The organism is Fructilactobacillus sp. X2R1C1 (assembly GCF_059901435.1).
Genome location: NZ_JBWXUV010000002.1, coordinates 44,358 through 67,582 on the forward strand (window position 1 = coordinate 44,358; position 23,225 = coordinate 67,582).

Below are 23,225 nucleotides of genomic sequence, written 5' to 3' on the forward strand. Positions count from 1 at the left end.
TAATGGTATTTAGAGCAAAAGATGATCGTTACGATAATATGAAAGTAAGACGTGCAGGAACAACGGGACTGCAGTTACCCGCATTATCATTTGGAATGTGGCACAGCTTCGGTGACGATGCTAATTTTAAAGATAGTGAAAAGGTAATGCTCCATGCTTTCAACAAGGGAATCTTTAGCTTTGATTTAGCTAATAACTATGGGCCCGGTTCAGGTGCTGCTGAAAGAATGTTTGGCCAAGTTTATCGACGCGATTTAAAGCCTTACCGTGATGAATTAATTATCACCACTAAAGCTGGATTTCATATGTGGCCAGGTGTTTATGGTAACTATTCTTCAAAGAAGACCCTCGTTACTGCGCTAGATCAAAGTCTTCAAAGAATGGGACTTGATTATGTGGATATTTATTATACCCATCGATTTGATCCTAATACTCGATTAGAAGAGACTGCTGAAGCCCTTGATGGATTAGTTCGTGCAGGTAAAGCACTTTACATTGGAATTTCTAATTATGATGGCCATCAGACTGCTGAAATGATTAAATTATTTAAGGAACTGAAGACTCCGTTTGTAGTTAACCAGAGTTCATATAATATGCTTAATCGAGAGCCGGAAGATGATGGGACCCTTAAGACCTTAGCAGATAATCATGATGGCTTTATTGCTTACGGTCCTTTGGCAGAGGGCCTTTTGACTAGTAAGTATCTAAAGGGGATTCCAAGTAACATTAAATTGCATAAGACTAACAAGTTTATTTTGGCTAATGGTGATGAAAGTGCTGTTAATAAACTAAATAAATTAAACGATATTGCACAGAATCGTGACCAGACACTTGCCCAAATGTCATTAGCATGGCTATTACACGATCCAACGATTGCCAGTGTGGTCACTGGTGCGTCAAAAGTCGATCATTTAGATGATAACCTGAAAGCATTAGATAATCTTGACTTTACTCAAGATGAATTAGATGAAATTGACAAAATCGTTAAGTATAAATAATTAAAAAAGGTATGCTTACTAAGCGTACCTTTTTGTTATTAAGACTAATAATAATATATGAGACTAAAATAAGGGCTGAATCCAAACAATTGGATTCAGCCCTTATTGTTAATTGTTCATGATTAGCATTGGCAAGATTAGGGGACTTCTTTGTGTTTTTTCATATAAGAAGTTTGATAAATCATTGACAATTGCTTTACTAATTGATTTTTCGTCTGCATTTTTATTCTTCATGGCACGACGGATGGTTCTAAAGACTAACTTTCGTCCTTCATCAAGTAATTCACCTGATTCGCGCATATAAACGAATCCACGTGAGAGAAGGTCAGGACCAGATTGGATTTCCTGGTTCTTTAAGTTGATGGTAGCAACCACCACTACTAAACCTTCTTCTGAAAGAAGTTGACGATCTCTTAGGACTTTGTCTCCAATATTTCCAACGCCATTACCATCAATATAAACATCACCAGCATTGAAGTATCCAGCAACACGAGCACTATCTTTTGTTAAAGCAAGTACTTCGCCATTTTTTAGGATAAAACAATGGTCGGCAGGGACCCCACATTCTTGCGCAAGTTTAGTGTGGATCTTTAACATTCGGTATTCACCATGGATCGGAACAAAGAACTTTGGCTTCATTAAACGAAGCATTAGTTTTTCTTCTTCTTGGCCACCGTGTCCAGAAGTATGAATGTTATTAATCTTACCGTGGATGACTTTAGCGCCGTCTTCTTCAAGCTCATTAATGACCCGGTTGACACTTAATGTGTTACCTGGAATTGGGTTACTTGAAAAGACAACCGTATCACCTGGTTGAATCGAAATTTGTCGGTGAGTTCCGTTAGCAATTCGAGCCAAAGCAGCCATTGGTTCACCTTGAGAGCCGGTACACAGGATCATAACCTTATCTGCCGGTAAGTGCTTTAACTCTTGAGCATCGACGAAAGCACTGTCGGGAACGTCTAGATAACCAAGTTTTCTACCATTGACAATGGCTGCTTCCATACTTCTACCAAATACAGCAATTTTACGATCATGAGCTAGTGCCGTATCAATAGCCGTTTTAATTCTTGAGAGGTTGGAAGCAAAGGTAGCAAAAATAATACGGCCCTTGACTTCGTCAAAAATATGACGAACGGATTTTCCAACCCATTTTTCTGACTTAGTCCAAACCGGCTTTTCGGCATTGGTACTGTCAGCCATCAAACAGAGTACACCTTCCTCACCCAGTTTGGCCATGGCTTGTAAATCAGGCGGCTGATTAGTGACAGGCGTGAGATCGAACTTATAATCTCCCGTTTCCACAATGACACCGTCAGGCGTATGAACAGCGACTCCCATTGTATCTGGTATCGAATGAGTGGTTCTAAAAAAAGAAACACTCGTCTTTTTGAATTTCAAAACTGACTTATCATTAATCTCGTGAAGTTCAGCCTGTTTTAACAAGCCGTGCTCTTCCAATTTGTTTTTGATTAATGCTAATGCTAGCGGGCCAGCGTAAATTGGAACGTTGAGAACCTTTAAAAGAAAGGGCACACCACCGATATGATCTTCATGACCATGGGTGATTACAAGTGCCTTAATTTTGTCCTTATTATCAATTAAGTACTGATAATCTGGGATGACATAGTCAATTCCCAATTGATCATCTTCTGGGAACTTGATTCCAGCATCAATTAAGATGATTTCATCCTGGAATTGTACACCATAAGTATTCTTACCAATTTCTCCGAGTCCACCAACACCATAAATAGCAGTTTCGTTATTTTTGATGTTTAATTTCTTCATAACTAGTTAAACTCCGTAATTTTAAAACCGGGATCATTTTTTTCAAATTCAAGGTGCTTCCCTTCGAGCGGTTCAATGAATTCAATGTTGTACTTTGTGTGTTGTTCAAGTTTAGTTCTAACGTCAGCAACGGTTTTAGCTTCTAAGTAAATCGTTTTAGTTGCTTCACGTTTAGGGTTAGAATTATTTTCATCTTGATATAAAACCTTGTAAATCAATATAATTACTCCTTTTTTGTTGATTTAATGTTATTTTTCGTACATTAGGTTGCAGGAACGCAACAATTAATCATATTTTAGCATATTATGGTAAATAAGTATAGAATCATGTGAATCGACAAACATGTTTCATGTTAGAATTGATCTATAAATTTACCTAATAATCAATAATGGGAGAAGAACAGTGAAAATATTTTTAGAATTGGTCGTTGCAATTGTCGTTGCTTTTTTAATTTATAACTGTTTGCACTATTTTTTTGTCACTTTACCGACCAAAAGGTATCAGTTAAAAATGAAGCATAGCGTTGATGGCGAAATCTATAAAGTGGTCAAATACTTTGAGGTTGAAGACAAACGTGAAATTGTGCAAAGTTACGTTGGGTCACAAGTACTGTCTGATTTCTGGGGTAGGGGAGTGATGGTTTTTGAATATCGTTGCGTTGTAAAAGAGGGCTATGATGATGCGGATCTCTTACGGGACCTTTTTAATCAAAAACTATCTGAATATGCCATTTCAGATGGTTTTATTGATTCCAATCATAAAAAAACGTTGATTGTGACTGACTGTTGGTTGAACAAAAGCGTAATGGTTTTTGATGTAGCCAATGTTATTAATCCTGCAACTCATGAATATTTAAGTGATTTGGATAAGTTAAATGAAAAAGAAAGGGAGACGTAGTAACGTCTCCCACAAAAAAACAATATTAATCAAAAAATACTTCATCTTCGGTTTTGGAAAATGGATCATCTTTGTCGATATGATCGTAAAACAGAGTTCCGTGAAGATGATCAATTTCATGTTGAGCAATGATGGCTGGGTAGTGTTTTAACCTGACTTGATGAACTTTACCGCTCAAATCTTGATATTTAATCGTAACACGGTCTGCCCTCGGAACAAAACCAGGGACATCACGATCGACCGATAAGCATCCTTCACCTTCAGTTAATGCACCACGTTGAACGGAGTTTGAGATAATAACTGGATTTATCATAATTGCCTTGAAGGGCGATTTTTGGTCTTCGCCTTCTGGTGGGGTTAAAACAGCAGCCATTGATTTGGATTGTCCAACTTGTGGAGCTGCCAAACCAACTCCTGCTCGCAAATGGTACTTTTTACATTGTTCAGGATCCTGACTAACTTCCAAGTAATTCATCATTTTTTCGCCTAATTTACGATCTTCATCGCTAAGTGGAAATTTAACGGGTTGACTTTGTTCCCGTAACACAGGATTTCCCTCTCGAGTTATGTCTTTCATTAAGTACATAACGTTTTACCTCCTAATTCATGTCAGCTTCTACCAGTTATTTTATCATAAATCGCAAAACCAGTTAATTTCATGGTATTTCAGTATTTTAATTTACTCTTATGTGCAAAAAGAAATTTGAAATGGTATTTTATTAACAAGCAAAAAATTAATAAATTCTTTAAAAACAAAGAATGGAGGAATTGGAATGCAACCAAAAATATTAATTAAAGGAAGCATAACCAGGATCTTATCACTTTTGAACGCTTTAATTGTTTTAGACTTTCCCGTTACCATCCAAGTAGACGATAGTGAACAAGTTCGATCAACCGTCTTTTCTAGTAAGATGTGTCATAACTTGTCAATCCAGATTGCAAGTAAGCCAGAATTAAATAATTTCGATGCATTATTGTATTTGCCAAACATTGATTTCTATAATCCCAAGTTGACGGATGCTACTCAAATTGCAGAAGACTTGAGACCGGAAATTGATAAACTAAGGAATTTAATCAATGACTGTGTCTCAAATGGATTTCGCGGTAAAATAGTTATTGATGCCCCACATGATGAAGTTTTTACGTATTTTGCAGCAAGTTTTTCTGGACTTGATAATCAAAATATCATTGGCGTTGGAACTCTTCCCCAAGAAATGCTACTGAAGAATGAGCTCCAGAGGAATTTTGACGTTAGTGCTGATGATATTAATGTCAATGTCTTAGGATTAAATACTAATAATTTAGTCGCGTGGAGTAGGGTTTACATTGGTCCTGCAACCTTGCTTTCATACCTGGCTGATGATAGTAACAACTATAGTAGTGACATCATTACTCAAGTTCAGGAAGTGATTGATGATCAGGGGGTTGTTATTAATGAAATGATTCAAAGTAAAGCTATTGTCCGACTACTTTTTTCGATGTATGAAGGCCAGTCGTTAATTTGTTCAGTTGTAAATGTTGATAAAGAAAAAGATGAGCTAAAGCTGGATGTTAGCCCCAAACTAATTAATCGAAATGGAGCAGCTCAATCGATTCGACTTCAGCTTTCAGAGGACGAACAAAAAAAGTTAAACTCAGACGTTGAATGGGCCAATAATATTATTGCAGCCGTGATTAATGGAGGAAAAAATGCCTCGAAAAACTAATGATAGTTATTCTTATCCCATTGTTGATGATTGGAGTCGAAAAGAATTAATTGATGTTTGTCATTTCTTTGAAAATATTGAAATGGCTTATAATAATAAGGGAGTTAATCGAAAGAAGCTAATGGATAGTTATCGACGCTTCTGTGAGATTAATCCGGCAAGAGTCGAACAAAATAATTTACAAAGAGATTTTGAAAAGCAGTCTGGTTTAGATGTGTACCATGTTATTAAATTAGCAAAAGAAAACTCGGATTTAAAGACCATTAAGCGAAAGGAATGATTTCCATCACAACAGTAGATGATTTAAATAAAATTGATCAAGATGTTTGCCAAGTCTTAAAAACCGCACGGGCGTTTGTCATGGAAAGATTAAATGGTCATTTAGACGTAGATGAAAAAACTGGAAGGAAAGATTTAGTTACAAACATTGATAAAGACAACGAAAAGTTTTTTGTAAAACAGCTAAAAGCACTTAAACCTGACAGTAAAGTTCTCGGTGAAGAGGGCTTAGGTGACAAAATTGACAATTTAAACGGACGGGTTTGGATTGTAGATCCAATCGATGGAACGATGAATTTTGTAAAGCAACGTAATCACTTCGCAATGATGATTGCCTATTATGTCGATGGCGTACCAACCCTCGGGTTCATTTATGATGTTATAAATAACAAGTTGTATCATGGTGGCCCTGATATTGGTATCTATGTTAATTCTGAGACAATGAATCCTCCAGTTAACGGTTCTCTTGAAGATGGGTTGATTGGAATGAGTGGTCCGCTTGTTATTAGGGATGTTTATCATATGCAAGAAATTGCAGAGGCTAGTTCTGGTTATCGAATTTATGGTAGTGCTGGGATCGAAATCGTTGCTGCTCTTTGCGGGGAGACAATCGGTTATATTTCGCATTTAAGGCCTTGGGATATTGCTGCTGGTCGTGTTCTTGCTGAAACGCTTGGGATGACCGTTTCTACTATTGACGGCAAGCCCATAAATATGCTATCATCAAACACAGTTTTGTTAGCGACAAAAAAGGCGCAAAAAGATATTCTGAAAATTTCGACGAAGCGTTAATCAAAAGCTGTGATGGACTCACAGCTTTTTTATCGAAGTTGGGTTATTAACTTATCAAATTGCAAATTTTTGAATTGCTTTTTTGAGGAGGAAACATTTTTGAAAACAAGAGACGATATTAGAAACATTGCCATCATTGCCCATGTCGATCATGGTAAGACGACCTTGGTTAATGAATTATTAAAGCAATCTGACACATTGAATGATCACACTGAGATTCAAGATCGTGCGTTAGATTCTAACGCGATTGAACGTGAGCGTGGAATTACCATTCTGTCAAAAAATACTGCCGTTAAATATGGCGACAAACAAATTAACATTTTGGATACTCCAGGACATGCCGACTTTGGTGGAGAAGTTGAGCGTATCATGCGAATGGTTGATGGTGTCCTTTTAGTTGTTGATGCAGCCGAAGGAACAATGCCACAGACCCGTTTTGTTTTAAAGAAGGCTTTGGAACAACATTTGACTCCAATCGTTGTAATCAACAAAGTTGATAAGCCTGGTGCAAGACCTGAAGCAGTTGTTGATGAAGTTCTTGATTTATTCATTGAATTAGGTGCTGATGAAGAACAACTGGAATTCCCAGTGGTTTATGCCTCTGCTATGAACGGAACTTCAAGTTATGATCCTGACGTTTCAAAGCAGGAACACACTATGAAGCCGGTTTTTGATACCATTATCAAAAACATCCCTTCACCAATCGATAATTCAGACGATCCATTACAATTCCAAGTTGCAATGCTTGATTATAACGATTTCGTTGGTCGAATTGGTATTGGTCGTGTCTTCAGAGGTAAGATCAAGGTTGGGGATAATGTTGTTCTCATGAAACTTGATGGGAGCACTCAGAAGTTTCGTGTTACTAAATTGATGGGATTCATTGGTCTTCAAAAAGTTGAAATCAATGAGGCTAAGGCCGGAGATTTAATTGCTGTCTCTGGAATGGAAGACATTAACGTTGGTGAAACCGTTGTTAGCCCTGATAAGCAGGAACCACTTCCTGTTTTGAGAATTGACGAACCAACCCTTCGGATGACTTTTGGAACCAACACTTCACCATTTGTAGGTCAAGACGGGAAGTATCTGACTGCTCGTCAACTTGGCGATCGTCTGAAGAAGGAACTTCATACGGATGTTTCTCTTCGAGTTGAAGACACTGATGATCCAGGTGCTTGGGTTGTTTCTGGACGTGGGGAACTTCATCTTTCAATCTTGATTGAAACCTTGCGTCGTGAGGGTTATGAACTTCAAGTTTCTCGTCCTGAAGTTATTTATAAGGATGTTGACGGAGTTAAGTGTGAGCCATTTGAATCCGTTCAAATTGATACCCCAGAAGAATATTCTGGTTCAATCATTGATACCTTGTCACAACGTAAGGGTGAGATGAAAAACATGGAAAACGTTGGAAATGGTCAGGTTCGAATGACTTTCTTAGTTCCATCACGTGGGTTAATTGGATACAGCACCCAATTCTTGTCATTGACTCGTGGATACGGAATTATGAACCATTCATTCAGTCAATACCTTCCAGCTATCAAAAATTGGAATCCTGGTCGTCGTAATGGGACCTTGGTTTCAATTAATTCCGGTAAAGTGACTACTTATGCCATCATGGCTGTCCAAGACCGTGGTAAGATTTTCACTGATCCTGGTACCGATGTTTATGAAGGTATGATTGTTGGTGAAAACGCACGAGATAATGACATTTCGGTTAATATTACCCGTGGTCGTAATCAGACCAACGTTCGTGCGGCTGGATCCGAAGATATTGCGAAGGTTAAGGAACCAGTTCATATGACCCTTGAAGAATCACTTGAATTCTTAAATGAGGATGAACTTTGTGAGGTTACTCCGGATCATATCAGATTGAGAAAGAGAATTTTAAATACTAATGAACGTGAAAAGGCAGCTAAGAGGCGTCGTCACAATTAATTAAAATAATTAAGACTATTTAACCATTGCTAAATAGTCTTTTTTTATTTGGTGATACTAGTATAATGAGAGGTATTAATTCATGGATTTTACATATTCAGTTGGAGATTAATATGATTAAATACTTAAAACAGCTAGACTGGTACATTATGGTACCGTACCTATTACTGAGTTTGATTGGAATTGTCATGGTCTTTTCATCTAGTGAAGGGCTAAGCGCTCATACTAATATGGCGTTTCGTTATCTGATTCTGCAATCGATATTTGTGTTTGTTGGTTTTATTGTTCTGTTGTTTTTTTCAAGGCTAAGAAGTAAATTGCTTGAGGGTAACTTAAAGTTCTATGTGTTAGCAATGGTTTTTATGGCCGTTGTTTTAGTGTTTTTGAAGTTTTTTGGTACTAGTACGAATGGGGCAGCCGGATGGATCAGAATTGGACCAGTTAGTATTCAACCGGCTGAATTTTGTAAGCCGTTATTCATCTTGTATTACGCAAATGTTTTAGCACACGAAAGACCATTCTTTAAGAACGTTGGGTTATTTAAAGAGTTTAGAACTGTTGCTAAGCCAAGCCTACTTCCAATTATCATGCTCGTTTTAATTTTCTTCCAACCTGATACCGGTGGTTTTGCAATTAACTTATTCATTATTTTAATGATGATTCTGGCAGCCGGAAGTAACTTTAAGGCTTCAAGAATTTGGATTGTTGTAATTGGCATCTTTATTTTAGGTTTTAGGATTTGGATTAAACCCTTTGATGGAATTTTAGATCATCTTCATAGTTACCAGTTTCAACGATTAATTAGTTTTTCCGACCCCTTTAAGTACATTCAGACTACCGGGCATCAATTGGTGAATTCTTATTATGCAATTAGTAACGGTGGTTGGTTTGGTGTCGGGATTGGTAACGGTATTCAAAAGATGGGTTACTTGTCAGAGCCAAATACTGATTTTATAATTGCAGTTATTGGTGAGGAACTCGGGATCGTTGGTATTTTAGTTGTTTTGGGACTCTTGTTGTATCTTGTTTTAAGAATCATCGCAGTTGGTAGTCGAACTAACGATACCTTTTATAGTACGATTTGTTATGGAACTGCAGCTTACATTTTTATTCAGACCTTATTTAATGCTGGTGGTGCGGTCGGTATGATTCCTTTAACTGGAGTTGCACTTCCATTTATCAGTTACGGGGGTTCAAGTATAATGGCACTTTCCATTTGTCTTGGACTAGTCCTTTATATTAGTAGAGTGGAAAAAAGAGAACGTAGTAATAAAAAAGTGAAGTAAGGTGAAATCATGGCCAAATTAACTGACCGAACGGAATTGATTGTTTCAACATACTCGATTCGTCAAATTAAAAACCTAAAGAGATTTGGTGATATTCGATTTGTATCGAAAAAGATGCATTATGTTATTATTTTTGTTGATAGTTCTGATTTAGATACGACTATCCAAGAAATTAGTAAACTTAGGTTTGTTAAAAAGGTTGGGGTATCTCCAACCGTTGACTTGGCACTTGCCTTTGGTGAGATTAATGCTGAAAATAACGTTGAAGAGTAGGAAACAAAAATGAGAATAATTTCAGGAAAATTTGGAGGACGTAAAATTAAACCAGTCCCTGGGAATCGGACGCGCCCAACAACCGACAAAGTGCGAGAAGCGTTATTTAACATGATCGGACCATACTTTGATGGCGGTAATTTTCTGGATTTATATGCCGGATCAGGAGCCGTCTCCCTTGAGGCCATTTCTAGGGGAATGGATCATGCCGTTTTAATTGATAAACAGTATGCTGCGTATAAAACTATTAAACAGAACGTTGCGATTGATCCGAATGCTGCTGATTTTTCTGTGTGGAAAATGAATGCCGAATCAGCACTGGTTAAATTGAAAGAAGAAGGTCATTTCTTTGACTATATTTTCTTGGATCCCCCATATAAAAAGCAACAGATGGTTAAACAACTAGAAGAAATTAGCAATAGTGGTTTGTTAAGTCATAATGGGATGGTAATCTGTGAGACTGACAATCAAACTGATATGTCTGATGATGTTAAAAACTATCGCCTCATTAAACAAAAAGATTATGGTTTAACGGTAATATCTATCTATCAAATTTTAAAGTAAAGGGAAAAATTATGAGAAAAGCCATTTATCCGGGTAGCTTTGACCCCATTACCAATGGACATTTGAATATTATTAAGCGAGCAACGCAACTATTTGACGAAGTTGTCGTTGCCATTGGCGACAATTCGAGTAAAGTGGGGTTGTTTACCCCTAAAGAACGGAAAGAAATGGTTGAAACGTGTGTGGCTGGCTATTCAAACGTTACTGTTAAGGTCTATTCTAATTTAACGGTTGATTTCTTAAAAGCAGAACATGCCAATATCCTGATCCGAGGGATTCGGGATACTAAAGACTTTGAAAACGAACAGGAAATTGCTAGTTTAAACCAAATGTTGGATTCGCAAATTGAGACCGTGTTGTTGTTTGCCAACCATGATTATGAATTGATTTCGTCTTCAATGGTTAAAGAGATTAATCATTTTGGTGGAGATGTATCAAAATTTGTTCCTAACGTTGTGTGTGAGGCATTAAAGGAGAAGAGAAATCAGTGAAGACAATCTGGAAATGGATTAAACATAACCGATATTTTTTGATTTTCCTAGGGATCATTATTTTTATATTGTGGTTCCTTTTTTGGCCGCTTAATGCTTTGATTGAAGCGCCTGGTGAAGCCGTTAACATTCAACCAATGGTTAAAATTCAAGGAATTAAACCAAATAAGAAGAATAAGTTTATGATCACTGCAGTTTCAATGTCGCAGGCTAGACCAATCACTTACTTGTATTCAAAAGTGAATCCCCATGTTTCAATTGAGAAAACGTCAGATGTGATGGGAAATCAAAGTAATCAAGAGTATGATAACGTACAAGATATTTATATGAAGACGGCTATCAATAATGCAATTTATGTTGGCTACCACAAAGCTCATGGTAAAATTAAGCAAAGTTATCATGGTGTGTATGTATTAAACGTTTATCCGCAATCCGATTTCGCTAATAAATTGAAGCCTGGTGATTTGGTTGAATCAATAAATGGAAAAAAATTATATAAGGGTCCCGAATATGTAAAGTACATTCAAAGTTTACCCAAGCATGCGCAACTTAAAATTACTTTTAAACGGAATGGAAAAGATAAACAGGCGATCGGCACAAAGAAACAACTGGTCAAGGGGTTTTATGGGATTGGAATCGGAATGATTGATGATATGAGTGTTAAAACTGATCCTAAGGCCAATATTAACCCAGGAAAAATTGGTGGACCCTCTGGTGGTCTGATGTTTGCCCTGCAAGTATATAGTGAATTAAAACATACGAATTACGATTACAAACGAATTGCAGGAACTGGGACGATTGCCGCCAATGGTCAAGTGGGCGAAATTGGTGGAGTGGATAAGAAAATAATTGCTGCTAATAAGAGTGGCGCACAGGTTTTCTTTTGTCCATACGTTAAACCGACTGAGCCAATTTTGAGAATGGAGCAAGGTCATAAGACTAATTACCAAGTGGCTAAAGCAACTGCCAAAAGGTATGCCCCTAAAATGAAAATTGTTCCGGTCACATCTTTTGATGACGCTTTGAATTATTTAAATCAAAAACACAGCTAAAAGCTGTGTTTTTTTCGTATTTAAATGTGAAAGGAGAGAAAGATGGATAAGTTATATGAATTTATTGAGGAATACAAGTACAGAATTATTGGAGGATTGATAATTATTGTGGTAGGACTGCTGGGATATTGTGTTTTTGCATCTCAAAATAGTAGCGAGCAAGCACCACGGACTAATTTGCAAACAACAGCCAAAGCAAATCGCAGAAAAAACGTTACTAAATCAACCGCAGAGAATTCGGCAGGCAATGGGAATGATGATCACCAACAAGTGTATGTTGATGTAAAGGGAGCAGTTAATAAACCAGGAGTTTATCAGGTTGGTAAAAACATGCGTGTTTCTGATGCAGTTGAATTAGCAGGTGGTTTTAATCGTTCAGCGGATGCTAAACACATTAATTTGGCGCAAAAATTGTCTGATCAACAGGTTGTTTATGTCCCAATTCGTGGAGAAATTAATGGATTACCAAAGACCAATCAAGTTGCTAGTGATTCATCAGGCAATTCGGCTGGAAGTGATAAGGGTTCTGATAGCGGAAAGGTTAATATTAATGAAGCAGATAAAGCTAAACTTCAACAGCTAAATGGGATTGGTGATAAGAAGGCTGATAAAATAATTGCTTATCGGAAACAAAGTGGCCCATTTAAAAAGCCTGAGGACTTGAAAAACGTTCCTGGATTTGGTGATAAGACCGTTGCAAATTTGAAAAGTTCGATTACTGTTTGAAGCAACTGTGATAGATAAATATTGGTATACTAGATTTAACTATTCTAGTGAAGGTGATGACAGTTATGAAAAAGAAAAGGATTCCGTGGGACCAATATTTCATGTTGCAAGCGATGTTAGTTGCGTCCAGAAGTACATGCAATCGACGATCTGTCGGTGCGGTATTGGTGCGAAATAAGCGAGTAATTGCTTGTGGATATAACGGTTCAGTATCAGGAGATGTCCATTGTATTGACGAAGGGTGTTATTTAGTAGATGGTCATTGTCAAAGAACAATCCACGCCGAGATGAATGCCATTCTACAATGTGCTAAGTTTGGTGAGTCAACTGATAATGCTGAGTTATACGTCACTGATGTACCTTGTTTGCAGTGTACAAAGATGTTACTTCAGGCCGGGATCATTAAAATCAAGTATTTAAGAAATTATCATAACAGTGAGTATGCTAAAAAGTTATTGGACATGAAACATGTCTCTTTAGAAAAAGTTGATGTTAATCAAAATGATGTTAATATTCTACCGTTTGAATCATTCTTATCCGTCGATAAATAATTAAAAAGAATTTTTTGGTTTTTACATCCATTTTGTGGGTGCTTGGTGCATTCGCATTTTTTGGAAATCACGTAATTGGAATTGTTTTATTAATTTTATGGTTGATTCGTATCTTTCTTTTAAGAATTCCCCGTTTCTTTTCAAAAAGTGTCATCTCACTGCTAATTCCACTGATATTTTTTGGAATTTGGCAAAATCACATTAACCGACAAGCTAGGGTGATACCTAAGACAGAAACGACTTCGACTTGGATAGCTAAGGTCCATCCAGATGAATTACAGCTTCATGGAGATACGTATAGTGGAGTTGTAGAAATTCCCCGGCTAAAACAGCGGGTATTAATTTATGGGTTTGTAAAAAATAAGAGTGAAAAAGATGCTTTGCTTCATCTTAATCACACCAGCGAATTTATTATTGATGGCCAACTTAGTTTGATTGATTCACCACCCAATTTTGCTCAATTTGACTCCAAGAGTTTTAATCGCGCTAAGGGAATTGTGAGTGAAATTAAATGTGATCAAATTAAATACCGTCAGATTTGTAGCAATCAAGGTTTAGGTAATCGGGTTCACGACTTAAGGTTTCAAATGATTAAAACGTGTGATCAATTACCTAAACATCTACGGATGTACGTTTTGGGTATCATTTATGGAAGTCGGAGTAGTGATTTTAGAGAAGAACTGACCGGGGTCCAACGCTTGGGTCTCATCCACTTATTCACAATTTCGGGGATGCACGTTTATTATTTAATTGGTTTGATTACGTGGATTATGACGACTTTGCGATTGAGAAGGGAGCAGGTTAATTCATTCTTAATCATTTTTCTTCCATTTTACTTTGTAATTGCTGGTGCAGGAGCTAGTTTACTTCGGGCAATTATAATGGCCGAAGAACGCTTGGGTCTAGATAAAGTGTATCTTGACATATCTCCCTTAGATATCTGGTCCAGTGCGGTGATGATCAACTTGCTGATTAATCCATTGTTTATTTTTCAGTTTGGATGTCAGCTTTCATATTTATTATCACTTGGGTTAATCCTGACGAAAAACTGTGGGTTTTTAAAACAAACTATCCTACTTAACTTAATTAGCGTGCCAATTATTTTGTACCATATGTATGAATGGCATGCATTATCTTTATTTGCCAATCTGCTATTTGTCCCTTTCTTTTCAACCTTTATATTTCCAATTGTGTTAATTGGATATTTGCTGTCATTTTTAAAATTTGATTTGATTGTTTCATTAATTGATACAACCTTAAAGACATTTGACCAGCTTTTAAATTTTCTTTCAAGGCTTCCAGGAAATTTGGTGATCGGGAAACTAAACGTATGGATCGTTTTATTAATGGTAATAATTTCTTTACTACTCATTGAAAAAGTAACTATGAAGCGAATGATTCTTTTAGTGTTATTTTTTAGCATTGGTTTTGTGATGATTCATTTTCCAATGAATGGAGAAGTTGATGCATTTGATGTTGGTCAAGGGGATAGTTTTCTTGTTAGAGAGCCATTTAATCGTTCGATTACGTTGATTGACACTGGCGGAAAGCCTAATTTCTTTGGCAAACAGAAGCGGGCCAAAATTTATCAAGCCAATGATACTTCAATCCAATATTTAAAAAGCATTGGGATTTCAAAACTTGATAATGTTTGTTTAAGTCATCAAGATGCTGATCATGTTGGTGATTTGCCGGCCTTCTTAAGTAAAATGAAGGTTGATCGGGTTTATGTTCCGTGGGGGATGACTAATAATCAAAGCTTTTTAAGGCGAATTAGACCGTATCAAGGACAGTTTCAGTTGCTTGATGCCAAGACTGGAAATCGAATTAAAAATTCCCCATTTCAAGTTGTTCATCCGATGAAAAGTGGGTCTGGTGAAAATCAAGATTCCATGGTACTTTTTGGTAAAATTGGCGGTTTGAAGTGGATTTTTATGGGTGATTTGAACAGAGAGGAAGAACTTAAGATTATCCAAAAATATCCTGATTTGCGAGTTGATGTGATCAAGCTAGGTCATCACGGAAGTAGGACTTCATCCGATCCTAGATTTATCAGGGCAATTAACCCTAAAGTTGCTCTGATATCTGCGGGTCGTCATAATCGTTATAATCATCCAAATCAGGAAACTATTGATACAATGAACCAACAACATGTTGCAATTATCAGTACCAAAAAGAATGGTATGATTAGATATAAGTTCAAAAATAATAACAAAATTGGAAAATTTGAAACAAAGTGGAAGGTGGCACGTCGTTGAGTGTCGTAGAACAAGTTAATCAGATTGATAGTGATCCTAAATCAATTTATTTAATCCTTGGAAATGATGATTATTGGATCGATATAATTCAAAAGAAACTAAAGTCTCTGATCCCAAATGATGAACGGACAATGAATTTTACTACTTATGATATGGAAGAAACATCGCTTTCCGTTGCACTAAATGATGCGATGTCAATTCCTTTTTTTGGGAAAAAACGACTAGTCTTCATTAAGAATCCGTATTTTTTAACCGGTGAAAAAAATAAAAGCAAAACCGTTCATCATTCAGAAGAACTCATAAATTATTTGAAGAATGCTCCTGATGAAACAACTTTGGCTTTTTTTGCTCCATATCAAAAGTTAGATGCTAGAAAAAAGGTTAGTAAGGAGCTTTTAAAACGTGCGGAAGTAATCGACTTAAATCGGTTTTCTGAAAGGGAAATTAAGCAGTTAGTGCAAAGTAAGATTAAGAACAGTGGATATTCGATCGATCGAAATGCACTTGAAGAACTTCTTTCTCGAACGTCGGGTAATTTGGCTAGTGTTATGAATGAATTAGATAAAATCTTTTTATACAAAATCAATGATAAAAAAATAACGCTTGATGCAGTCGATTCGTTAGTATCAAAATCGATGGATCAAAACGTTTTTGATTTAATTAATTATTTAATGAGTGGTAAAACAACGCAAGCAATCGAGTTTTATCATGATTTAATTTCTCAGAAGCATGAGCCAATTCAAATCAATGCAATTTTAGTTAGTCAGTTCAGATTATTACTGCAAGTTAAAATTTTAGATTATTTTGGCTATAGTCAGGGGAATTTAGCAAGTTCTTTACGGGTCCATCCGTATCGAGTAAAATTAGCAATCAGGAACAATCGCAAGTATCCTAGAGAATATCTACGAGATGCATATATTAGTTTGGTAGAAATTGAAGAGCAACTGAAAAGTACGAGTATTGATCCAGAATTGTTGTTTGAAATGTTTGCCGTTAAACTAAATCAGAGTATAAAAAAAGAATCCGATTAATCGGATTCTTTTTTTAGTTGTCGTTTTTAGCAAGTTTATTTGCTAAATGAGACTTCTTACGGTTAGCGTTATTAGCTTTGATAAGACCCTTAGATTTTGCATGGTCAATTGCTGCAACAGCACTGCGGTATACACTATCTAAATCATCGGCACCAGAAGCTTCAGCTTTTTCGAATTTTTTGATTGCACTTCTCATTTCGTTCTTTTGAGATGCGTTTTTCTTTCTAGCTTCTTCGTTAGTTCGCATACGTTCGATAGCAGATTTAATTACTGGCATTAAGTTCACCTCCACCTTGTGAAATAAATTCAATTATTCACATCTTTTGACGTTCCTAATTATACAAAATCCATTGATTAATTGCAATAGCACTAAAAACAAGACTAATTTTTTAATGATAACTTGAATAACGCTTTCTTTTAGGTTATATTAAATAAGTAACTTAATCTTAGTTTTGCGAGTCACTGACGTATTACTCAGATTGAGGGATTAGATTAGAAAGGTGGAATGTAATAATGGCTTTAACTAAAGAACAAAAGAACGATATTATTAAAAAGTTTGCTCAACACGATGGTGACACGGGCTCGACAGAAGTACAAATTGCTGTACTGACTGCTGATATTAATGAAATTAATGGACACATGAAGACCCACAAAAAGGATTTTCATTCACAACGTGGACTTATGAAGAAGATCGGTCACAGAAGAAATCTTCTTGCTTACTTACGTAACAATGATGTACAAAGTTATCGTAAATTAATCAAGGAATTAGGATTACGTCGTTAATCTTGATTTTAATAGGGCGGATTTTTCCGCTCTTTTTTTATACATAAATAATTTAGTGCTTAATATAAATATGTTACACTGTTAACAGATATCATGAGCGCTTAGAGGCCAAGCTTCGCATAAAATAGTTAATTTTAATCGTAAGTAATTTTTTGAGAGGAACAAGTAATTATGAAAAAGAACATCAAAATCATTCCACTGGGTGGAGTGAGAGAAAATGGCAAGGATCTTTATGCCATTGAAATTAATGATAATAGTATTTTTATTTTGGATTGTGGACTAAAATACCCTCAAAACGAAATGTTAGGAATTGATTTTGTAATCCCAGATTTTTCGTATTTAAGGGATAACGCCGATAAAATTGTCGGGGTTTTTCTTACCCACGGTCACGCAGATGCAATTGGTGCACTTCCATATTTTTTAAGTGAATTTAACGTTCCCGTGTTTGGAACGGAGTTAACGATTGGTTTGGCAAAGTTGGCGGTTGCCGATAATAAGAAGACTAAGAAATTTAATGATTTTCACGTCATTAATAGTAAAAGCGAAATTGTATTTGAGGATGGCACGGTTAGTTTCTTTGATACCACTCATTCAATTCCTGACTCAGTTGGGATCGTGATTAGTACTGAACTCGGAAACATTGTTTATACTGGTGATTTTAAATTTGATCAGACTGCTGCTGACGGGTACAAAACGGATTATTCAGCTCTTACTGATATTGGTAAAGAACACGTGTTGGCACTTTTAAGTGACTCAAGAAATGCTGACAATCCGGAAGAGAGTACTGACGAGAAAGAGATCAGAGACTATCTCTATGAAACTTTTCACTATCAGAAGGGTCGTGTGATCGTTGCTTGTCTTGCTAATAATATTTTAAGAATTCAAGAAGTATTAAACGCTGCGTCTAAGTCAGGTAGGAGAGTTTATCTAACCAGCAAGGGTCTAGAAGAGGTTATTGATACTGCGTTGAAACTTGGCAAGTTAACGTTACCTTCTGACGATTTGTTTATTGAATCTGCAAAAGAGTTAGAGCAAATGAATCCGCATGAAGTTTTGATTCTACAAACCGGTAAGAACGGTGAACCAATGGAATCACTTCAAAGAATGGCTGATAACCGAGACAGAGACGTTGATATTCAGCCAGGTGACCTGGTCTTGATTGCTACCAGTCCATCCCGTGCAATGGACACTCCATGGGCTAAGACTCGCGATATGATCTATAAAGCTGGTGGAGAGGTCATGAGCATTGCTGATGAAAAGAATATTTCAGGGGATGCCAGCAAGCATGATCTTCAACTGCTCCTTAATTTAATTCATCCTGATTACTTAATTCCAATCCAAGGTGAGTATCGATTAATGGAAGCACAAAAAGAGCTAGCTGAGGAAGTTGGGATGAAACCATCACACGTTATTTTACCCGCTAAAGGTGATGTAATTGAGTTTGATGGTGAAAACATGTTTTTGTCAGAAGCTGTCCCAGCTTCTGACACCATGATTGATGGGATTGGTGTCGGAGACATTGGAAACATTGTATTACGAGATCGAAAAGTGTTATCGGAAGATGGTGTCTTCGTGGCAGTTGTTACTATCGACCGTAAGAAGAAAAAAATTATTTCAGAGCCCAAAATCATGGCTCGGGGATTTGTTTACGTTAATTCTGATAAATCCTTGCTTAAAGAAGCAGCTGATATTGTATCTGAAGCAGTCCAGAATAACCTTAATAACAAGGAGTTTGACTGGGGTCATTTAAAACAGGATGTTAGAGAAGACCTTGGACAATTTCTATACAAAAAGACTGGGAGAAGACCAGTGATTCTTCCAGTTATTATGGAAGTCAATCAACACCATAGAAGAAAAAAAGCTAACAATAAAAACGATCAAGAAGACTAAAGAAGTTGAGCCCCGGCTCAATTTTTTTATTTTCTTATGTGAGGATAATAGATTGAATGATCATCAAAAGGCAAGATTAAAAAAAGCACAAACAGACTTTAGGCAAAAACATTATCAGAAAAGTTCACAGGAATTGTTGGCTTTGTATGATGAAGTTGACGATTACAATGTGATTGATTTGTTGGGACACTCGCTCTTTAATGAAAAAAAGTACGTTGAATCATATCGATTATTAGAAGATAACTTTAATTATTTTGTTGAAAATGACGTTAAATTATTAATAAATATTTACTTAAAAAACCGGAAGTTTATCCCATTACGAATAATTGTTGATTCAATTGATGTATTAGATAAGGATGATGTCAAAAGCAAAATCGAATCTTTAGAGAGAATCAATGACTCTGAGCAAGCTGAATCTAACCGGGCTAACTTGAAGCATTTTATGCACATGGGTGGACAAACGGGAATCAAGCAGCGCGACATAATGGAAAAGGCTGAAGAACTCCCGTATAAGCAATATTTGAAGGGTGCACAGTTTAACCTAGTAGATCCAGACGTCAATCCGGTATGGAGAAATCAGTTACTTAATAATTTAGCTAAGTTAAAGTATGATAAACCAGTTAAATATATTTGGATGGATGGAAAAACGTATACTTTAACACCATCACAGCTTGTTGATGAATTGGATTCTAGTGCGTATCAAGCAATGCAAAAGGAAATTAGGGAACGCTATGGACAAAATGATCCAATTCGTTATCAGCAAATTTCTAACGCGGCCGAATATGATGCTCAGATTTTGTATCCGTTTATTGATGATGTGATTAAGGAACCTGATGAATGGGTAACCGCTATTCATCGGCATATCATTAATCCGAATATGGTAGTGGATGATGAAAAAATGAAATCAATTGATCATTGGTTAGTGAAAATTGATAAAATCATGAATTTATTACTAAAGTAATTTAAGAAATTGTCTATATCTGGTTTACAAATAATTTGTCAGTGGATATAATATGAAAGTGAATTCCCAAAAAGGTGACAATTTTGCCTTTTAGGGGAAATGTAGTATAATTAATAATAAAGAGACATTGGCGTTTTGCTGATGTTTATCTTACGAAAATGACAGGAGGGTTTCATAAATGGCAAAAGAACATTATGAAAGAACAAAGCCCCACGTTAATATTGGTACTATCGGCCATATTGACCACGGGAAGACTACTTTAACTGCAGCAATCACTAAAGTATTATCAGAAAAAGGCTTGGCTAAGGCTGAAGACTTTGCTGATATCGATGCTGCACCAGAAGAAAAGGAACGTGGTATTACTATTAATACTGCCCACGTTGAATACGAAACTGAAAAGCGTCATTATGCACATATTGACGCCCCAGGACATGCTGACTACGTTAAGAACATGATCACTGGTGCTGCCCAAATGGATGGTGCCATTCTTGTTGTTGCCGCAACTGATGGTCCTATGCCACAAACTCGTGAACACATTTTGCTTGCTAGACAAGTTGGTGTTGACCACATTGTTGTCTTCTTGAACAAGACTGACATGGTTGATGACGACGAATTGATCGACTTAGTTGAAATGGAAATTCGTGAGTTGCTTTCAGAATATGGTTACAATGGTGACGATGTTCCGGTTGTTCGTGGTTCAGCTTTGAAAGCACTTCAAGGTGACAAAGAACAAGAAGAAAACATCATGAAATTAATGGATGTTGTTGATGAATACATCCCAACTCCAGAACGTGATGACGACAAGCCATTCTTAATGCCTGTTGAAGATGTATTTACCATCACTGGTCGTGGAACTGTTGCTTCTGGTCGTATTGACCGTGGTAGCATCAAAGTCGGCGACGAAGTTGAAATTGTTGGTTTAGTTCCTGACACATTGAAGACTACTGTTACTGGTCTTGAAATGTTCAGAAAGACTCTTGACAAGGGTGAAGCCGGTGACAACATCGGTGCATTACTTCGTGGTATTGATCGTGACCAAGTTGTTCGTGGACAAGTTCTTGCAGCACCTGGTTCAATTCAAACCCACAAGAAGTTCACTGGTCAAGTTTATATCTTAACCAAAGAAGAAGGTGGACGTCATACTCCATTCTTCTCAAACTATCGTCCTCAATTCTACTTCCACACCACTGATGTTACTGGTGTTATCGAATTAGACAAGGGAACTGAAATGGTAATGCCTGGAGACAACGTTACTTTCCACGTTGACTTAACTAAGCCAGTTGCCATTGAAAAGGGTACTAAGTTCACTATTCGTGAAGGTGGACATACCGTTGGTGCCGGTGTTGTTACCGAAATTGATGATTAATTAGTATTTTTATTTAGAGATTGAAGACAATGTCTTCAATCTCTTTTTTATTGCTATGGCCGTTTTAGCGTCGCTGTTTACTTTTGAGGACGCTTAAGTTAGAATATTATTTGAATACTATTACTTGGAAAAGTGTGTAAATATTTTTCATGTTGGAGGAAATGTTATGGCAGATTGGAAGAAAAAAGGTACCAATGATGGGGAATTAACTTTTGAAATTGGTCTTGATAAGATTAAAGAAGGATTAGATCGAGCTTTCAAAAAGAATAAGAAAAATATTAAAGTTCCTGGATTCCGTAAGGGTAAAGTTTCAAGACAAGTATTTAACCAAATGTATGGTGAAGAAGCTTTATACCAAGATGCTTTGAATTTGTTATTACCAGATGCTTACAGTGAAGCAATTAAAGACGCTGGCATTGAACCCGTTGGTCAACCTGACGTTAGTGTTGATTCAATTGAAAAAGGGAAGCCTTGGGTCTTAAAGGCTACTGTTAGTGTCAAACCTGATGTTAAACTTGGTCAATACAAAGGACTAAGCGTTCCAAAGGAAAGTACTCGAGTTTACAAGAAAGACGTTGATGCTAAGATTGATAAAATGCGTCAATCTCAAGCTGAACTTGTTCTAGTTGATCGTCCTGCCAAAAAAGGTGACACTGTTACCATTGATTTTGAGGGATTTGTTGATGGCAAGCCTTTTGAAGGTGGAAAAGCAAATAACTATTCTCTTGAACTTGGTTCAGGATCATTCATTCCAGGATTTGAAGATCAATTGATTGGAAAAAAGGCGGGCGATGATGTCGAAGTAAAAGTTACCTTCCCTAAGGATTATCAAGAAAAGTCACTAGCTGGCAAAGAAGCTACCTTTAAGGTTAAACTCCATGAAGTTAAAGAGAAACAACTTCCTAAGCTTGATGATGACTTTGCTAAAGATGTTGATGAAGATGTTGATACACTTTCTGAATTGGAAGACAAAGTTAAAAAAGAACTTAAGGAACAAAAAGAATCAGCCGCTCACGATGCCAAGGAAAATACGGCTATTAGTGAAGCAGTAGATAATGCTACTGTTAAAGATATTCCAGAAGTTATGATTAATGATGACGTTCAACGTCAAATGGACCAGTACTTAGCTGGAATGCAGCAGCAGGGTATTAACGCTGAAATGTACTACAAACTCACTGGTACTAAGCCAGAGGACTTAAAGAAGCAATTTGCTGATGGTGCAGATCGTCGAGTTAAAACTAATTTGGTCTTAGAAGCAATTGTTAAAGCTGAAAAGATTGATCCTAGTGAAGAAGACATTCAAAAAGAAGTTAGCAACCTCGCTAAACAATACGGAATGGAAGAAACAGCCGTTCGTAATGCATTATCTGATGACATGTTAAAACATGATATTGGTATTCAAAAAGCCGTTGACATTGTGGTTGACAGTGCTAAAGAAGAACCAAAATCAACTACCAAGAAGGCTTCTGAAAAGAAGGATTCCAGTAAAGAAAATAAGAAATAATTTATACAAGATGGGATCCGCTTGTTAGAGCGGGTCTTTTTTTGTAGAGCAAATTATTTTAAAAGGTTCTATTAGTATGGTATAGTTTCAAATT

At 36.6% G+C, this 23,225-nt stretch carries 24 protein-coding genes; 20 read left to right on the forward strand and 4 right to left on the reverse strand.

The annotated features are described in order from the left end of the window. Nucleotides 1-2 precede the first annotated feature (2 nt). The gene (locus AC6UDG_RS03160) at nucleotides 3-998 is read left to right on the forward strand and encodes an aldo/keto reductase (RefSeq protein WP_500693912.1); all 996 of its coding nucleotides are present in this window, start codon (nucleotides 3-5) and stop codon (nucleotides 996-998) included. Between the two features lie 108 nt (nucleotides 999-1,106). On the opposite strand, the gene rnjA is transcribed toward AC6UDG_RS03160, so the two are convergent. Both rnjA and AC6UDG_RS03170 read right to left on the reverse strand, forming a co-directional pair. Next, entirely contained in the window at nucleotides 1,107-2,786 is a 1,680-nt protein-coding gene (gene rnjA, locus AC6UDG_RS03165; RefSeq protein WP_500693911.1) for a ribonuclease J1, read from the reverse strand. A 2-nt stretch (nucleotides 2,787-2,788) separates the two neighbouring features. After that, nucleotides 2,789-3,004, reverse strand: coding sequence for a DNA-directed RNA polymerase subunit epsilon (locus tag AC6UDG_RS03170; protein WP_500693910.1), 216 nt, complete (start codon nucleotides 3,002-3,004; stop codon nucleotides 2,789-2,791). Between the two features lie 184 nt (nucleotides 3,005-3,188). On the opposite strand from AC6UDG_RS03170, the gene AC6UDG_RS03175 reads away from it, so the two are divergent. Next, nucleotides 3,189-3,683, forward strand: coding sequence for a hypothetical protein (locus AC6UDG_RS03175; RefSeq protein WP_500693909.1), 495 nt, complete (start codon nucleotides 3,189-3,191; stop codon nucleotides 3,681-3,683). 25 nt (nucleotides 3,684-3,708) lie between these two features. On the opposite strand, the gene def is transcribed toward AC6UDG_RS03175, so the two are convergent. After that, a complete protein-coding gene (gene def, locus AC6UDG_RS03180) occupies nucleotides 3,709-4,269 on the reverse strand; it encodes a peptide deformylase (RefSeq protein WP_500693908.1) in 561 nt (186 codons plus the stop codon). Between the two features lie 187 nt (nucleotides 4,270-4,456). Here def and AC6UDG_RS03185 point away from each other — a divergent pair, with 187 nt between their 5' ends. From AC6UDG_RS03185 to holA, 13 genes are all read left to right on the forward strand, one after another. After that, nucleotides 4,457-5,389: a Rossmann-fold NAD(P)-binding domain-containing protein gene (locus tag AC6UDG_RS03185; RefSeq protein ID WP_500706377.1), complete on the forward strand. Its 933-nt coding sequence runs from the start codon at nucleotides 4,457-4,459 to the stop codon at nucleotides 5,387-5,389. Further along, the gene (locus tag AC6UDG_RS03190; protein WP_500706378.1) at nucleotides 5,373-5,669 is read left to right on the forward strand and encodes a UPF0223 family protein; all 297 of its coding nucleotides are present in this window, start codon (nucleotides 5,373-5,375) and stop codon (nucleotides 5,667-5,669) included. Before AC6UDG_RS03185 ends, AC6UDG_RS03190 begins: the two co-directional genes overlap by 17 nt. Continuing rightward, the gene (locus AC6UDG_RS03195) at nucleotides 5,666-6,460 is read left to right on the forward strand and encodes an inositol monophosphatase family protein (RefSeq protein WP_500706379.1); all 795 of its coding nucleotides are present in this window, start codon (nucleotides 5,666-5,668) and stop codon (nucleotides 6,458-6,460) included. Before AC6UDG_RS03190 ends, AC6UDG_RS03195 begins: the two co-directional genes overlap by 4 nt. Nucleotides 6,461-6,559: 99 nt before the next feature. After that, nucleotides 6,560-8,395, forward strand: coding sequence for a translational GTPase TypA (gene typA, locus AC6UDG_RS03200; RefSeq protein WP_500706380.1), 1,836 nt, complete (start codon nucleotides 6,560-6,562; stop codon nucleotides 8,393-8,395). Between the two features lie 113 nt (nucleotides 8,396-8,508). Then, nucleotides 8,509-9,681, forward strand: a complete 1,173-nt coding sequence (locus AC6UDG_RS03205) for an FtsW/RodA/SpoVE family cell cycle protein (RefSeq protein ID WP_500706381.1) — start codon at nucleotides 8,509-8,511, stop codon at nucleotides 9,679-9,681. A 9-nt stretch (nucleotides 9,682-9,690) separates the two neighbouring features. Continuing rightward, nucleotides 9,691-9,954: a YlbG family protein gene (locus AC6UDG_RS03210; RefSeq protein WP_500696605.1), complete on the forward strand. Its 264-nt coding sequence runs from the start codon at nucleotides 9,691-9,693 to the stop codon at nucleotides 9,952-9,954. A gap of 9 nt (nucleotides 9,955-9,963) precedes the next feature. Beyond that, nucleotides 9,964-10,518, forward strand: a complete 555-nt coding sequence (gene rsmD, locus AC6UDG_RS03215; protein WP_500706382.1) for a 16S rRNA (guanine(966)-N(2))-methyltransferase RsmD — start codon at nucleotides 9,964-9,966, stop codon at nucleotides 10,516-10,518. Nucleotides 10,519-10,529: 11 nt separating this feature from the next. Further along, nucleotides 10,530-11,009 (forward strand): pantetheine-phosphate adenylyltransferase, encoded by a 480-nt coding sequence (gene coaD, locus AC6UDG_RS03220; RefSeq protein ID WP_500706383.1) that lies wholly within the window; start codon nucleotides 10,530-10,532, stop codon nucleotides 11,007-11,009. Further along, on the forward strand, nucleotides 11,006-12,061 hold the full coding sequence (locus AC6UDG_RS03225) for a SepM family pheromone-processing serine protease (RefSeq protein ID WP_500693900.1): 1,056 nt from the start codon (nucleotides 11,006-11,008) through the stop codon (nucleotides 12,059-12,061). Before coaD ends, AC6UDG_RS03225 begins: the two co-directional genes overlap by 4 nt. 42 nt (nucleotides 12,062-12,103) lie before the next feature. Continuing rightward, complete coding sequence (locus tag AC6UDG_RS03230) at nucleotides 12,104-12,787, forward strand: helix-hairpin-helix domain-containing protein (RefSeq protein ID WP_500706384.1); 684 nt, start codon at nucleotides 12,104-12,106, stop codon at nucleotides 12,785-12,787. 65 nt (nucleotides 12,788-12,852) lie between these two features. Then, nucleotides 12,853-13,338, forward strand: coding sequence for a ComE operon protein 2 (locus AC6UDG_RS03235; RefSeq protein WP_500706385.1), 486 nt, complete (start codon nucleotides 12,853-12,855; stop codon nucleotides 13,336-13,338). 218 nt (nucleotides 13,339-13,556) lie between these two features. Further along, a complete protein-coding gene (locus AC6UDG_RS03240; RefSeq protein ID WP_500706387.1) occupies nucleotides 13,557-15,596 on the forward strand; it encodes a DNA internalization-related competence protein ComEC/Rec2 in 2,040 nt (679 codons plus the stop codon). Beyond that, nucleotides 15,593-16,627 (forward strand): DNA polymerase III subunit delta, encoded by a 1,035-nt coding sequence (gene holA / locus AC6UDG_RS03245; protein WP_500706388.1) that lies wholly within the window; start codon nucleotides 15,593-15,595, stop codon nucleotides 16,625-16,627. Before AC6UDG_RS03240 ends, holA begins: the two co-directional genes overlap by 4 nt. Nucleotides 16,628-16,640: 13 nt before the next feature. Here holA and rpsT read toward each other — a convergent pair whose 3' ends face one another. Further along, nucleotides 16,641-16,904 (reverse strand): 30S ribosomal protein S20, encoded by a 264-nt coding sequence (rpsT, locus tag AC6UDG_RS03250; RefSeq protein WP_500695552.1) that lies wholly within the window; start codon nucleotides 16,902-16,904, stop codon nucleotides 16,641-16,643. 236 nt (nucleotides 16,905-17,140) lie between these two features. Here rpsT and rpsO point away from each other — a divergent pair, with 236 nt between their 5' ends. The 5 genes from rpsO (at nucleotide 17,141) to tig (ending at nucleotide 23,131) form a co-directional block, all read left to right on the forward strand. Then, on the forward strand, nucleotides 17,141-17,410 hold the full coding sequence (gene rpsO / locus AC6UDG_RS03255; protein WP_500693894.1) for a 30S ribosomal protein S15: 270 nt from the start codon (nucleotides 17,141-17,143) through the stop codon (nucleotides 17,408-17,410). Between the two features lie 171 nt (nucleotides 17,411-17,581). Beyond that, nucleotides 17,582-19,300 carry a ribonuclease J gene (locus tag AC6UDG_RS03260; RefSeq protein WP_500693893.1) on the forward strand — a complete coding sequence of 573 codons (1,719 nt, stop codon included), beginning with the start codon at nucleotides 17,582-17,584 and terminating at the stop codon, nucleotides 19,298-19,300. Nucleotides 19,301-19,352: 52 nt separating this feature from the next. Further along, nucleotides 19,353-20,261, forward strand: coding sequence for a hypothetical protein (locus AC6UDG_RS03265; RefSeq protein WP_500706389.1), 909 nt, complete (start codon nucleotides 19,353-19,355; stop codon nucleotides 20,259-20,261). A 178-nt stretch (nucleotides 20,262-20,439) separates the two neighbouring features. Continuing rightward, nucleotides 20,440-21,627 (forward strand): elongation factor Tu, encoded by a 1,188-nt coding sequence (tuf, locus tag AC6UDG_RS03270; protein ID WP_500693891.1) that lies wholly within the window; start codon nucleotides 20,440-20,442, stop codon nucleotides 21,625-21,627. Nucleotides 21,628-21,793: 166 nt separating this feature from the next. Continuing rightward, nucleotides 21,794-23,131 carry a trigger factor gene (gene tig / locus AC6UDG_RS03275; RefSeq protein ID WP_500706390.1) on the forward strand — a complete coding sequence of 446 codons (1,338 nt, stop codon included), beginning with the start codon at nucleotides 21,794-21,796 and terminating at the stop codon, nucleotides 23,129-23,131. The last annotated feature ends 94 nt before the right edge of the window (nucleotides 23,132-23,225 follow it).